Genomic DNA, 14079 nt, shown 5'->3' with positions numbered 1-14079 from the left:
TTGATAAGGAAGAACTATCTGAAATTTTAAAAGTAGGGTGTGTTAGCGACTAGTAACGCACCATGGGGAAAGACTTTATGTGAAACATAGCGATAGCGAAGCGCTGCTGCAAGCAGTTCGCTATATAAGGGAACAGTTGACAGTTGACAGTTGACAGTTGACAGTTGACAGTTGACAGTTGACAGTTGACAGTTGACAGTTGACAGTTGACAGTTGACAGTTGACAGTTGACAGTTGACAAAACGCAAAAAACCGCGAAAAATTTGCTTTTTAGGTATTGACAAAGGATTTTAAAAATGTTACCCTGAAATTGATAAGGAAGAACTATCTGAAATTTTAAAAGTAGGGTGTGTTAGCGACTAGTAACGCACCATGGGGAAAGACTTTATGTGAAACATAGCGATAGCGAAGCGCTGCTGCAAGCAGTTCGCTATATAAGGGAACAGTTGACAGTTGACAGTTGACAGTTGACAGTTGACAGGTGACAGTTGACAAACGTCTCTACATTATCTTTAAATAATCCTGTGATTGATGCGATATGATCAAGATTCAATTATTAATAACCTCACATTAAACAATTTCAACGATTTGATAAAATGGTGCGTTACTAATCGCTAACACACCCTACATACCATAAGTTACTATATTTGTCAATAGTATATTTGTTCTACCAATTAAAGTACATGATTTGCTGAATAATTTTTCCCCAATTTACTCTTTTAAACCACTGCTAATTTGTAAAGTTTTGTATTTTTTTGAAAATTGATCTCTGAAACGACTATAAATAAAGACTTCTGAAAATCATCTTTTGAGCAAGGTACGAAATTGACAATATTAACCCAATTATGAAATTCTCAATAATTCTAGCAAATCGCCGAAAGTATTGCAAGCTCGTTCCTAAATAAAAATAATTCTCAATTAATTGTTAAGAAAATCTAAAGTTGAATTTTCCTAAGTTATGAATATTAAAAGTATTATCCTATAATGATAAGTTTTAATTATGATTTATGGTTAACTCATTCATACGCAGTGATAAATAAAACTATAAACTCAAAGCACACCAAGAAAAAAGGACTTAAAAAAGATTATTTAAAATATATCTTGTAACTGATGGGATATGTTCAGGTCAAGAAATTATCTGCATTTAATTTGTATATAGCGTTTCCCAGTCTAATGAAGTCCAAAATTATTAGATATGACATTAATGGTAAATTACATAATGTAGAGAAGATAATCCTGATACAGAGAACATTTATACAAAAAATCATCATATTACCCATGTCCTTAAATCTAAATTCACAAATTCCCTATTCCCTGACAAATGAATATCAATGTACAACTAACCTCAATGTCTATGACTCTCCTGAATGTGTCCGGTTAGCAACTCAAGCTGCAACGGGACGACATTTACAAATAACATCAAATCATCATCATCAAGCAGTTGAAGTCTGTTTATGTGAAGACGACTATCCGGGATGGTTGTCTAGGGAAGATTTGCAGTTTATGCAAGCGACTCAAACATTATATCAACCCCAGTTGATCTGGGCAGCAGAAATTCAACAACGCATAACCGACATTATTGCTTTTACTCAAGCCGCAAAGGAACAAGATAATTATTATCTTTGGGGTGGCACAGTTGCACCTAATTATGATTGTTCTGGTTTCATGCAAGCCGCTTTTAAATCTGTAGGTGTTTGGCTACCAAGAGATGCTTATCAACAGGAGGCTTTTACTCAAATAGTTGATATGACGGAATTAAAATTAGGAGATCTAATATTTTTTGGTACTTCAAAAAAAGCGACTCACGTGGGTTTATATTTAGGTGATGGTTATTATATTCACAGTTCGGGAAAAGATCAAGGACGGAATGGTATTGGTATTGACCAACTTTCGGAACAAGGAGACAAAGTTAGTCAGTGTTATTATCAACAATTGCGCGGTGCTGGTAGAGTAATCAAAAGTTATCCTGGTCATGGATAGATAAACTGTATTTTCCGACTACCCAGAGGCGTTTTAGTGACATATAGATCAAAAAGATGAGAATCAATTATGGAAACGGATTTATATCAAATAAATATCAAATCAATTATCAGCTATAAAAAATGACTAATCATCAATCACCAATTTTAGATGTATCCGTAGTTATACCAATTAAAGATGAAGTAGAAAGTCTACCTTTATTACTAAAAGCAATTTCTTCCACTCTCACAGCTAGTAAATTGAACTATGAAATTATTTGTGTAGATGATGGTTCTAGTGATGGTTCAGCGGAATTTCTCAAAGAACAGGCACAAATTCGTACTGATATAAAAGTGGTGATATTGCGTCGTAACTATGGACAAACTGCGGCCATGTCTGCTGGTTTTAATTATGCTAAGGCCAAGGTAATTGTGACTTTAGATGCTGATTTGCAAAATGATCCGGCTGATATCCCCATGTTAATTACAAAGCTGGATGAGGGTTATGATTTAGTCAGTGGTTGGCGGCAAAATCGCCAAGATGGGGCATTAAATCGCCTACTTCCTTCTAAAATCGCCAATTGGCTAATTCGTGGTGCTACTAGCGTTTATATTCATGATTATGGTTGTTCTCTCAAAGCTTATCGGGCTGAATTAGTGGCGGATATGAATCTTTATGGGGAATTACACCGCTTCTTACCCGCATTAGCATATATCGAAGGGGCGAGAATTACTGAAGTCCCTGTGCGTCATCATGCGCGGCGGTTTGGACAGAGTAAGTATGGGATATCAAGGACATTTCGGGTATTAATGGATTTATTAACTATTCTATTTATGAAAAAGTTCCTCACCCGTCCTATGCACGTCTTTGGACTGTTAGGGTTAATTTCTATGGTTTCTGGTGGGGGAATAGGTATATATTTAACTTTCGTCAAATTGGTTTTCCATGTAGATATCGGTAATCGTCCTTTGTTGATTTTGGCGGTTTTGTTGCTAGTAACTGGTGTACAGTTGTTTTGTTTCGGTCTTTTGGCAGAGTTGTTAATGCGGACATATCATGAATCTCAGGGAAGGCCTATCTATCGTGTGCGGGAAGTTGTGGCAAAAAATGTTAAGTAACGTAACAATAGGAAAATAACACTTTTAGGATTATTGCATCTGCCGTGAAAGCTTTTGATACTTTTGACGCTGAACTGCGGAAAAACCTGCTCATGTTATTTGCCGCAGGTTTGTTTTTTTGGTCAGGTTTAGCCTCATTATTGCCGACCTTACCCTTATATATTGAACATATTGGTGCGAGTAAACAGGAAATTGGCATTGTTATGGGTAGCTTTGCCATTGGTATGCTACTAGTTAGACCATCAATGGGGGCTTTAGCTGATAACCGAGGCTGCAAAATAGTCTTACTGATAGGGATGTTTGTGGTAGCGATCGCGCCTTTAGGATATTTAGTGGTAAAATCAGTCATTCCCCTAATGTTGATTCGTGCCTTTCATGGTATTAGTATTGCTGCTTTTGCCACAGCTTACACTGCCTTAGTGGCAGATTTAGCACCAGAACACCGTCGGGGGGAAGTAGTCGGTTACATGAGTTTGGTAAGTCCTTTAGGTGTGGGCATAGGTCCAGCCATAGGTGGATTTTTACAAGCAACCGCTGGTTATACCCCATTATTCCTCTCATCTGCGGCTTTAGGATGTTTAGGTTTACTATGTATTATCCCCATTGTCAACCCACCTATGGCCATCAAACCAATTAACAGCAAAAATGATAACTTTTGGCAAATACTAACTAGTCCTCGCGTGCGGATTCCGGCTCTAGTCTTATTATTGAGTGGTTTGACTTTAGGTAGTTTACATACTTTCATCTCCCTATTCATCAAATCAACAGGAGTGGATTTAAATCCAGGTTTATTTTTCTCCGTGGCCGCCATTTCCAGTTTTAGTTGTAGATTATTTACTGGGAAAGCTTCAGATCAATATGGACGTGGTTTATTTGTCACTATGAGTTTGATAGCTTATACTCTCTCTCTCATCTGCGTATGGCAAGCAAATAACTCTTTAATGTTCTTATTAGGAGCATTAATGGAAGGTGCTGCTTCTGGGACACTAATTCCCATGATTTCCGTATTAATGACAGATAGAACCTTACCCCACGAACGAGGTAGGATATTTGGTACTTCTTTAATGGGATTTGATATAGGTTTAGCTATAGCAGGTGCGGTTTTTGGAACATTAGCCGAAACGTGCGGTTATCGCAGTATGTTTGGTTTAACCACGGGTCTAACAGTTCTGGCAATTGTAATTTTCTTGACCCAGTCTAGCCGCAATATACCGGAATCTCTAAGTTTTGCCTTTGGTCGTCATCAAGATGTCTATGCTGTAAAATAATTCAACGGATGGGAAATTGAACCCTGGAGAACAGGTAACAGGGAATAGGGAATAGGGAACAAATAGCAACTTATTATTAGAGGAAAATTACTGGCTGGATTAAATTTATTATGTCTCCAAAACAAGAAACAAAAAAATATTATAAATGGGTCTGGGATGTATCCCTAGGTGGTGAATTTGATGATTGGGGTACTAGTACATACTTCATGGAGATTGGAAATACTTTATATCCTCTCAGACAAATAGAAGTCTATGAAAATGGGAATGTTTTATTTTATGATCATAGCCACTTCCTGGACGATTATGGGATGTTGTGTGATCAGAAAATAGATATACTAGATATACAAGAATTTGAAATTACTCAAGCAGAATTTGAGCAAGTATGGCAGACAAAAGTTCCCATCAATAGACCTCTGATGAAAAAGAATGTAGAGCCGAAAATCCCTACCCAGGTCACGTCTCTACAAACGTTCTCAGTAAGTGAACAGAAAAAAACCGACATAAGTAACGAAAAGTAAAGTTCCCAGTTAGGAGTTCCCTTGTCATAACGACAATTTTTAACGCCAACCTACTGCTGTAAGATAAATAATAATATTCGGCCTCAACCCACTGGAGTTACCAGTGACTATCCCAAATTCCATGCAGCACGAAACTCAACTAAGTCTCTTTGATAACTCTAGCTTGAACCAGCAATCGCTAATTCCTCTCCATGGACAAATTCCCATTGTCCCCGGAAATTATGAGAATATGGGAGAATTAGAAAAAGACTGTCATCACTGTCACCGTTGTCCATTAGCAGCAAACCGGACTCATGTTGTAGTTGGCCGTGGTAACCCCCAAGCCAAAATTATGATTATCGGGGAAGCGCCGGGAAAAAACGAAGACGAAACAGGTTTACCATTCGTCGGTAGATCAGGACAATTACTAGAAAATATCTTAGCATCAGTTAAATTAAGTACAGATACAGATATATATATAGCTAATATTTGTAAGTGTAGACCACCGGAAAATCGTGTACCTACCGGGGATGAAATAGCGGCTTGTAAACCCTATTTATGGGAGCAAATTCGCTTAGTTAACCCAAAAATTATTTTACTCACAGGTGCAACTTCAGTTAAAAGTGTAATTGGCGACAAACGACCTATTACCAAAATTCGTGGTCAATGGCTAGAATGGGAAGGACGTTTATGTATGCCGATTTTTCATCCCTCCTACTTATTGCGTAACCCTTCGCGGGAACAGGGAGCGCCTAAATGGCTAATGTGGCAAGATATACAGACAGTCCGTGATAAGCTGGATGAAATCAAAACAAAAGACAAAAATTAAGCATTACATCACCAATTACCATCTTTAACTCGTCAATACTCCTGTAACTTGGTAAAGTTAGAAAATCAAAATATTTAAATCATCAGATTTTTACTATTAAAACATGGGCAGCCAGAGAAAAATGTACTGGGAACTTGATTTTTACTCCCGTCCAATTTTGGACGAAAACCAGAAAAAAGTCTGGGAAATGTTAGTTTGTGAAAGTCCCGTAGATATTGGTACACCGACAGATACTCTATTTCGCTATGCTAAATACTGCCCTAGTACCCAGGTAAATTCTGGTTGGTTGCGGACCGCAATACAGGAAGCTATAGAGAAAGCGGGTACAGCACCTACCAAAATCCGCTTTTTCCGTCGCCAAATGAATAACATGATTACAAAATCCTGCGAAGACGTGGGAATACCCGCAGCACCAAGTCGGCGCACATTGGTTCTTAATCAATGGATACAGCAGCGCATGGCAGAAGTTTACCCCCAACAACCGGGATATCAGGGAGTGACTAATCCTTCGGTGCGTTTAGATAGACCTTTACCCCAGCGTTTACCAGATGCCTTAGAAGGGAAACAATGGAATTTTGTGACATTACAGGCGAGTGATTTTACTGATATGCCAGATTGGGAAATAGGCTTTGGTGAAGCATTTCCCCTAGAATTGGCGCAATTGTCCCCAGAAACACGCATTCCAGGGATTTTGATTTTCTCACCCAGGGCTTTACCAATAGCCGCTTGGATGTCTGGTTTAGAAATGGCTTATTTGCGATTTGATACCAGTAGTGGCAACAGATTGATTTTAGAAACTGGGGCCACGGAAAGTTGGATTGTGGCTAATATCCGCACTCCTCAACTCCTCAAGGAAGCACAAGGCTTTGCTGTAGCCAAAGAACAAGCCAATGGAGTCCATTTTATCGGAGTCCAGTCCGATGCTCAAGCCCAGTCCTTTGAGGGATTTTGGCTGTTACAAGAAGTCAATTTGCCCTAAGGGAACAGGAAAGGAGATAAAAAAACTGTAACTTTTGATGACACGCTAATGGGATAATCAGGAGCGACGATTAAGCGGCTTATATCCAAAATCCATAATTCATAAAAGGACATGGGTTCTGTAAATTTGTTACAAGATACACTAGCGGAACAGTTACTAGAACTTGCCTTCAAATCTGGTGCTGAGGCGGCGGAGGTGTACCAATCAAGATCGCTTTCTCGACCGGTTTTTTTTGAGGCCAACCGTCTCAAACAAATAGAAACCAGTCAATCTGAAGGTACAGCCCTGCGGCTATGGCGGGATGGTTGTCCCGGTTTGACCGTAGCTTATGGCGATGTTGATCCCCAGACTATGGTGGAGAAATCTTTGGCACTGAGTCGCTTAAATCCACCAGAAGCAGTAGAATTAGGGAGTCATAGCGGGCAATATTACCCGGATTTAGGCACATCTGTATCCGTCGAAATGTTGATTAATTGGGGTAAAGAGGCGATCGCTTTGATTCGTGATGTCTATCCAGATGTTCTTTGTCATAGTGACTGGGAGTGTGATATAGAAAACACCAGACTGATCAACAGCCAAGGTTTAGACTCTCATTACACTGACACCACACTTAGCTGCTATATGTCAGCGGAATGGGTCAGAGGTGATGATTTTCTTAATGTTGCTGATGGCCAAACCCAACGGAATCAACTCAACCCACAGAAAGTAGCCAGTCAAATTTTACAGCGCTTAAATTGGGCTAGAGAAAATATTTCTAGTCCCAGTGGTCGTTGTCCTGTCTTGTTCACTTCCAAAGCAGCAGATATGCTGTGGGGAACTGTGCAAGCAGCTTTGAATGGTAAACACATCCTAGAAAAATCTTCTCCCTGGGTTGATAGGTTAGCTAAACCAGTAATTGCACCCACCCTTACCCTTTACCAAAACCCAGCAGCAGGTCCCTATAGCTGTCCCTTTGATGATGAAGGTCAACCTACCCAGTCATTAATATTTATCGAAAATGGAATTTTACGGAATTTTTATAGCGATCGCACTACGGGAAAAAAATTAAACAGCGGTAGCACTGGTAATGGTTTTCGTCCTGGTTTAAGTAGTTATCCCACACCTGGGCTATTTAACTTCCTGATTCAACCCGGTAATCTTTCCCTATTAGACTTGATTAGAAAGATGGATGATGGCTTAATTATCGATCAAATGTTAGGTAGTTGTAGCGGACTATCTGGTGATTTTTCTATTAATGTTGACTTAGGATATCGGGTAAAAAACGGTCAAATAATTGGACGGGTCAAGGATACGATGGTAGCAGGAAATGTTTACACAGCCCTCAAACAAGTGCTAGAACTCGGTGGGGACGCAGATTGGAATGGTTCTTGTTATACACCATCCCTAATAGTAGAAGGACTTTCTACTACTGGGAAAAATAGTTAGGACAAGAGTTTGTAGTTTATAGATTGGGTGAAGCGACAACGCCACCCAACCTATGTATGATTAAGCCATACTGCATTTAATTTGTATAATGCTTAAAAAAGTGTCCCCGACCCCTATATAATTAAAACTTAAAATTTAAAATTCAAAATCCAAATTTATGATTTCCCTGGTAATGCTAACCCAGCGCCTTCGCCACTTTTGGCAACCTAGAAAGGGTTTAGCGATGGCAGAAGCCTCTATAATTGGGATAGTGGCTGCTTTATCTGCGGTATTACTCAAACAGGGTTCAGGGTGGTTGGGAACATGGAGGGTACATACAAGCCACATATTACCACCATTGATCGCTCTACCAGTTATTGGTATTAGTTTGGGTTTTCTCTCCGGTTGGTTAGTGCAAAGGTTAGCGCCGGAGGCATCTGGTAGTGGTATTCCCCAAGTTAAGGCAGCTTTAGCTAATGTACCAATTACATTATCATGGAGAGTAGCTTTTGTCAAGTTAATTAGCGCCGTGATTTCCTTGGGTTCGGGCTTAACCTTGGGAAGACAAGGTCCTACAGTCCAAGTGGGTGCAGGTTTAGCAGCAGGAATGAGTCGTTTAGTTCCCACCTCCCCAGACCACCGGAGACAAATGATAGCAGCGGGTGCTGGGGCCGGTTTAGCGGCGGCTTTTAATGCACCTTTAGCAGGGGTATTATTTATTATTGAAGAGTTATTACAAGATTTATCCGGTTTAACTTTAGGAACGGCTATTATTGCTTCCTTTATTGGAGGTGTAATTTCCCGGTGGTTGGGTGGCGGTAGTTTGCAATTAGACTTAAAACTAATTGACCATTCTAGCACTTTTTCCCTATTAGAAATTCCTATTTTATTAATTTTGGGAATTTTCATCGGTTTATTAGCAGCTTTATTTAGTAAGGGATTAATTTTTAGTATTCAAATTTATCGCCGTTTACATATTAGTTTACCTTTACGAGTGGCTTTAGCTGGTTTCGCTTCTGGTTTGATTATTGCTTTACTTCCTGAACATTTTCGAGATAATACAGGTTTGCGAGAGTTTATGATCACTGGTGAAGCAAATATTCCCGTAGCAGGAATTGCCTTTATCGCCCAATTTATCTTAACATTAATTGCCTTTGGTTCAGGCGCGCCCGGAGGAATATTTGCCCCCAGTTTAATTTTAGGTTCTTGTTTAGGGCATATTATTGGTGTCTGTGAATTGCAAATATTTGGCATTGGTTCACCTACCACCTACGCATTAGCAGGAATGGGGGGATTTTTTAGTGCTGTTTCCAAAGTCCCCATAACCGCAATTGTCATTGTTTTTGAAATGACCACAGATTTTAATTTAGTATTACCTTTAATGGTGGTATCTGTAACATCTTATTTAGTTTCTGATAAAGTTTTTCCCGGTTCACTTTATGATAAACTGTTAAAATTAAATGGCATTGTTATTAAGAAAGATAATGTAAATGAAGGCATATTAACACAATTAACAGCCCAGGATGTCATGCAGCGGATAGTGGAAACCTTAGAAGCAAACATGACAGGAGATGAGGTGATTAAGGCTTTTTCTCGTTCCCATCATCGGGGATTTCCTGTGGTAGAAAATAATAAATTAGTAGGATTAATTTCCCAAACAGATTTACAGAAAATCCGTAATCATCTCTCACCAAATGAGACTCTTTTAAAAGAGATTATGACACCTCAACCAGTGACAGTCACACCCACAAATAGCCTCAGTCATGTTCTCTATTTATTAGATAGATATAAAATTAGTCGTTTACCTGTAGTAGAAGGAAAAAAATTAATTGGGATTATTACCCGTGCTGATATTATTCGTGCAGAAGCAGAACATTTAAATGGGGAAAATGGGGTGAGAAGTCCTATAGTAGAACCTTCTTATTTAGTTTACCAAACAAGATCCCCCAGTATTGGCAGAGGTAGATTATTAGTCACCATTGCTAACCCAGAAACCGCCGTCACTTTATTAGAAATGGCTGCGGCTATTGCCCGCGATCGCCATTATGAAATAGAATGTTTACAAATCATTTTGGTATCTCGTCACATTTCCCCAACAGAAACCCCAGTCAACACTACAAAAAGTCGTCGCTTACTCCGACAAGCAGAAAGTTTAGCCAAAAAACAGCATATTCCCATTCATACCCAAATTCGTGTCGCCCATGATGTCGCCCAAGCAATTTTAGAAACTACCAAGGAAAGACATATAGATTTAATTTTCATGGGTTGGAAAGGAAATACATCCACCCCAGGACGGATTTTTGGTAATGTGGTAGATACCATTATTCGTCAAGCTAACTGTGATGTTGTTTTGGTGAAATTAGGTGATAATTTCCATTCCCTTGAGCAATTGAAACGGTGGTTAATTCCCATGGCCGGGGGACCAAATGCACCCATAGCCATTAAATTATTACCATCTTTAGTCACATTGGGAAATAAAACAGAAATTCGTTTAACTCAGGTGGTGAAACCTGGAGAACTTACACCAGATATGACGGTTTTAGAAGAATCTACCCGTCAATTAATGCGTCACCGCAATTTACATAGTACCATTGTCGCCGCATCTTTACAAGCTAACTCTGTGGCGGCTGGAGTCATTGAGTTAGTCAAAGCTGAAGATTTTGATATTGTGATTTTAGGTGCTTCCCGTGAGGGATTATTACAACAAGCAATTCAAGGTAATATTCCTGAAGCAATAGCTTCAGGTGTTAATAGTACGGTAATTTTGGTTAGTAGTGCTATTCGGGAATAGAAAACATGAATTTCTTTCACGCAAAAGCGCGAAGAGTAAGAGTTTGAGTAACAGATTTTGATATCTGACCCACCCTACTAATATATTACTATTCCCTATGCCAAACAGCAAAAATCATGCCCACAATAAAACCACCAAGGTGCGCCCAATAAGCAACTCCCCCGGTTTCTACACTCATGTTAGCTGCTGTTTGCAGACTAGCAAAACCAGAAATCAGATTTTGGAGAAAGAAAATCCCAATAATTACCAATGCAGGAACATTAATTGTAGTGATAAAAAAACCTAAAAAGATTAAAGTGGTAATTCTGGCGCGAGGAAACCAGATTAAATATGCACCTAAAACACCAGAAATAGCTCCACTTGCCCCCAAGGAAGGAATAATCGAGTTGATACCAATAAACCATTGACATAAAGCAGCCAATGCACCGCAAGTTAAATAAAAAAATAGATATTTTAAATGTCCTAAACGGTCTTCAATATTATTACCAAAAACCCAAAGATAGACCATATTTGATATTAAGTGCCACCAACCTCCATGTAAAAATTGAGAAGTAAATAAGGTTGTCCATTCACCACTCCAGTTAGTAGTTAATTGTTGAGGTATGACAGCATACAATTGGAAGAACTGTTCTAGTTGTGTATTTGATAAACTTACTTCATGGAGAAAAACTAGAACATTCATTCCAATCAACCCATAGGTAAAATATGGGGTAATTCGGGTCGGATTTTCATCATAGAGGGGAAACACAAATGTCGTTCCTAATAATCACTAATAGCACTATAACGCTTAATCAGAGGGAATAGGAAACAGGGAACAGGGAACAGAACAGTAGGGTGTGTTAACGCCAGCGTCACGCACCCACGTATAAGATACGTCACTAATGACCAATGTTACAAAATATTTGCTGATTCATAGAGTCTACGGATAATGGATGTGATTTTAGTTCCATAGTCCAAATCTGCGGACCAGCGTCCCGATAATTGATTAATTGACGGAGCAACACCTCTGGTAACAAAGCGAAATCTAGGGTCTACTTGTTCCTGTACCAAAGGTTCTAAACTAGCATAAGCTTTCAAATGTTGAATATGCGCTCTCACGCCAATCCTCGCACTAGGAAATGAAGCTCCTTGAGACCCACCACCAACAGCACCTAAACCAGCAAAGTTATTTTGCTGGGGTTTAATATCAGTACCAAAGCGCAAAAATCCAGTTTCTAAACACATTTGGCAAAAAGCAATATCATAATTTACTCCCTCAATATTTGCTTCTTCTCGATATAGTTTAGGAAGATCAGGAAACTGGATCAGAGCGCTTTCATTATTGTTTTTTAGAAATAGTTGTAGCTGTACTTCTGATGTATTACCATTGGAGATAATTTGCTCAATTTGTCCCAAACAAACTGGTAAAATTGAGCGTAATTTCACAACACAGTTAGCACCATCCCAATCAACGGAAACATGAGACTCTCGCAGTTCAATTGCTTTGATGTAAACTATTTGACGATAGGTAATCCGGCGCAAATTAGAGAGCTTTGAAACATCAACCCGTAAACGATCTACTAAATCAATGGGAATATAAGAATTACCATTAATTAATAATCCTTGTTCCGAGTAATTTTGTCCATTAATATTGATATTTATATTATTATAATTGGTTTGAGGAGTTGCTTGTTTAGGATCATTTACCTGATTCCAAGCAGCTAATCCCTCAGCAATTCCCACAGCAAAATCACGACGACGACTTTGCAACAAAGCGCGGTCTTCAGGACTGCTTAAAAAACCAACCTGTAGTAATAAAGCTGGTATCGTAGTTTGACGACAAAACTGTAACTTACCCAAGCCGCTATCTGTATCTGGTTTAACTCCGCGACTCGGTAATTGGGGGACACGGACTAAAAGTCCCTTCAATAATAGTTCCGCATTTTGTTGACGTTGCTGATTTTTGGCAATATAGAATACACTTGCGCCCCGGACAGAGGGACTACTAGCAGCATTAGCTTGAATTTCTAGCGCCACATCCTTGACATTAGCGCGGGCATTAATCCAAACTATAGTTTTAGCGGCACTTAAATCATCAGGAACGGCTAAAACTTCTAAATTACGGCTGCGGAGTTCTGTCACCACCAAATCCCGCAAAAGAATCATTTCCTTTGCTTCCGTCGTCCCACCAGCGATCGCTCCAGGATCATTTTTACCGGATTCTATGCCACCATGGGCAGCAGAAATAAAAATACGTCCCATTTTTACCTATTTCCGTTATTAAGTCCCAGCAATTGCTATTTTACCCCATATTACGGTAGGTTTTAACAGTCTTGGGATTTAATCTCAAAATAACGTAGTATATTGGGGTTAATCGTATTTAAACCCAAGATGAAATACCTAACTCCAGAACAAGTTTATAAGCAATTCGACTATCACCCCAAGACAACCGCTTGTGGGGGCTGACTTAGGGAAAAAATAGCCGAAGAACAAAATATTTATGAGCCAAATAGTAGCCAATGTGATTTAATAGAAGGTAGTGCAGTCTAGACTATGAAACTCAAAGTTAAAAATCAGTTAACCGTTACGAGAATCGCCATTTTAGGGACTAAAAAACTAAATACGTGGAAATCTAACCAACTTGATTTAATTGCTTTGCGTTTAGGACAACTACGCTCTGACTTGTGGAATGAGTTCGGCTCGTTAAAGGCTTGGGGTATTTCTAAATTTGAAATAGACAAACAGCTACGCACGTCGAAAGACAAGTACCAATTACCTGCTAAATTATGGGATTCAACCCTTTATGATGTAATTGATGATATCCATTTGGTTCAGGCTGCTTGCATCGAAAAAGTGATGAAATCCTTGGGTCAATCGTTCCAATCCTTCCAGTCCAAAAAAGGGGTTTTACAACTTACATTAGAAAGTCGTGAATGGTTGGATCATCCCAAACTTTGCACCTTGGTGAGAAAGTTTTGGTATCGAGGTCATACGAAAGTTGGCAACCAAATTATTCTTAGGGCTTTTGATACTAAATTAGATAATAAAGGTGTGGTGTGGCTGCGTTTCGGTGGACTCACAAAGGGTAAAAATCTGAAGTTGCCAACGACTTTACCGACAGAAGTAAAATGTCAGTTAAGGCTAATCAAGCGCAATGGTAGATGGGAAATACATTACACAACCGATATTCAAAAAGCCGAAAAAAAGACCGAAGGTAAAATAATTGGCTGTGACAGAGGTTATACAGAAGTTTAT

At 39.1% G+C, this 14079-nt stretch carries 10 protein-coding genes and 2 pseudogenes; 9 read left to right on the top strand and 3 right to left on the bottom strand.

Annotated elements, in window-relative coordinates; all coding sequences use genetic code 11:
- Nucleotides 1-26: 26 nt before the first annotated feature.
- A complete protein-coding gene (locus tag H6F62_RS19705) occupies nt 27-284 on the bottom strand; it encodes a hypothetical protein (RefSeq protein ID WP_190372775.1) in 258 nt (85 codons plus the stop codon).
- A 994-nt stretch (nt 285-1278) separates the two neighbouring features.
- Here H6F62_RS19705 and H6F62_RS19700 point away from each other — a divergent pair.
- From H6F62_RS19700 to H6F62_RS19665, 8 genes and pseudogenes are all read left to right on the top strand, one after another.
- Nucleotides 1279-1980 carry a C40 family peptidase gene (locus H6F62_RS19700; RefSeq protein WP_137909449.1) on the top strand — a complete coding sequence of 234 codons (702 nt, stop codon included), beginning with the start codon at nt 1279-1281 and terminating at the stop codon, nt 1978-1980.
- Nucleotides 1981-2102: 122 nt separating this feature from the next.
- Nucleotides 2103-3077 (top strand): glycosyltransferase family 2 protein, encoded by a 975-nt coding sequence (locus H6F62_RS19695; protein WP_137909450.1) that lies wholly within the window; start codon nt 2103-2105, stop codon nt 3075-3077.
- Between the two features lie 44 nt (nt 3078-3121).
- On the top strand, nt 3122-4345 hold the full coding sequence (locus H6F62_RS19690) for an MFS transporter (RefSeq protein WP_190372774.1): 1224 nt from the start codon (nt 3122-3124) through the stop codon (nt 4343-4345).
- A 110-nt stretch (nt 4346-4455) separates the two neighbouring features.
- Nucleotides 4456-4755: pseudogene (locus tag H6F62_RS19685) on the top strand (hypothetical protein); the annotation flags it as partial.
- A 229-nt stretch (nt 4756-4984) separates the two neighbouring features.
- On the top strand, nt 4985-5671 hold the full coding sequence (locus H6F62_RS19680; RefSeq protein WP_137909460.1) for a uracil-DNA glycosylase: 687 nt from the start codon (nt 4985-4987) through the stop codon (nt 5669-5671).
- Nucleotides 5672-5774: 103 nt separating this feature from the next.
- Nucleotides 5775-6650: a Tab2/Atab2 family RNA-binding protein gene (locus H6F62_RS19675; protein WP_190372773.1), complete on the top strand. Its 876-nt coding sequence runs from the start codon at nt 5775-5777 to the stop codon at nt 6648-6650.
- 111 nt (nt 6651-6761) lie between these two features.
- Nucleotides 6762-8075 carry a TldD/PmbA family protein gene (locus H6F62_RS19670; RefSeq protein WP_137909453.1) on the top strand — a complete coding sequence of 438 codons (1314 nt, stop codon included), beginning with the start codon at nt 6762-6764 and terminating at the stop codon, nt 8073-8075.
- A gap of 157 nt (nt 8076-8232) precedes the next feature.
- Nucleotides 8233-10845 (top strand): chloride channel protein, encoded by a 2613-nt coding sequence (locus H6F62_RS19665; RefSeq protein WP_137909454.1) that lies wholly within the window; start codon nt 8233-8235, stop codon nt 10843-10845.
- An 88-nt stretch (nt 10846-10933) separates the two neighbouring features.
- Here the strand turns inward: H6F62_RS19665 and H6F62_RS19660 are convergent, their stop codons facing one another.
- Both H6F62_RS19660 and H6F62_RS19655 read right to left on the bottom strand, forming a co-directional pair.
- Nucleotides 10934-11593 (bottom strand): rhomboid family intramembrane serine protease, encoded by a 660-nt coding sequence (locus H6F62_RS19660; protein ID WP_137909455.1) that lies wholly within the window; start codon nt 11591-11593, stop codon nt 10934-10936.
- A 143-nt stretch (nt 11594-11736) separates the two neighbouring features.
- The gene (locus H6F62_RS19655; protein WP_137909456.1) at nt 11737-13086 is read right to left on the bottom strand and encodes an N-acetylmuramoyl-L-alanine amidase; all 1350 of its coding nucleotides are present in this window, start codon (nt 13084-13086) and stop codon (nt 11737-11739) included.
- Between the two features lie 291 nt (nt 13087-13377).
- Between H6F62_RS19655 and H6F62_RS19650 the strand changes: the two are divergent.
- Nucleotides 13378-14079, top strand: a pseudogene (locus H6F62_RS19650) (addiction module component); the annotation flags it as partial.

The organism is Anabaena sp. FACHB-1391, assembly GCF_014696755.1.
Lineage (GTDB): Bacteria > Cyanobacteriota > Cyanobacteriia > Cyanobacteriales > Nostocaceae > Dolichospermum > Dolichospermum planctonicum.
Note: the sequence above shows the minus strand (reverse complement) of the source record. Positions and strands in the feature narration are given on the sequence as shown.

Coding starts and splice junctions, on each gene's coding strand:
- H6F62_RS19670 (WP_137909453.1), top strand. CDS start 6,762: ATGGGTTCTGTAAATTTGTTACAAGATACACTAGCGGAACAGTTACTA.
- H6F62_RS19695 (WP_137909450.1), top strand. CDS start 2,103: ATGACTAATCATCAATCACCAATTTTAGATGTATCCGTAGTTATACCA.
- H6F62_RS19655 (WP_137909456.1), bottom strand. CDS start 13,086: ATGGGACGTATTTTTATTTCTGCTGCCCATGGTGGCATAGAATCCGGT.
- H6F62_RS19680 (WP_137909460.1), top strand. CDS start 4,985: ATGCAGCACGAAACTCAACTAAGTCTCTTTGATAACTCTAGCTTGAAC.
- H6F62_RS19700 (WP_137909449.1), top strand. CDS start 1,279: ATGTCCTTAAATCTAAATTCACAAATTCCCTATTCCCTGACAAATGAA.
- H6F62_RS19675 (WP_190372773.1), top strand. CDS start 5,775: ATGGGCAGCCAGAGAAAAATGTACTGGGAACTTGATTTTTACTCCCGT.
- H6F62_RS19665 (WP_137909454.1), top strand. CDS start 8,233: ATGATTTCCCTGGTAATGCTAACCCAGCGCCTTCGCCACTTTTGGCAA.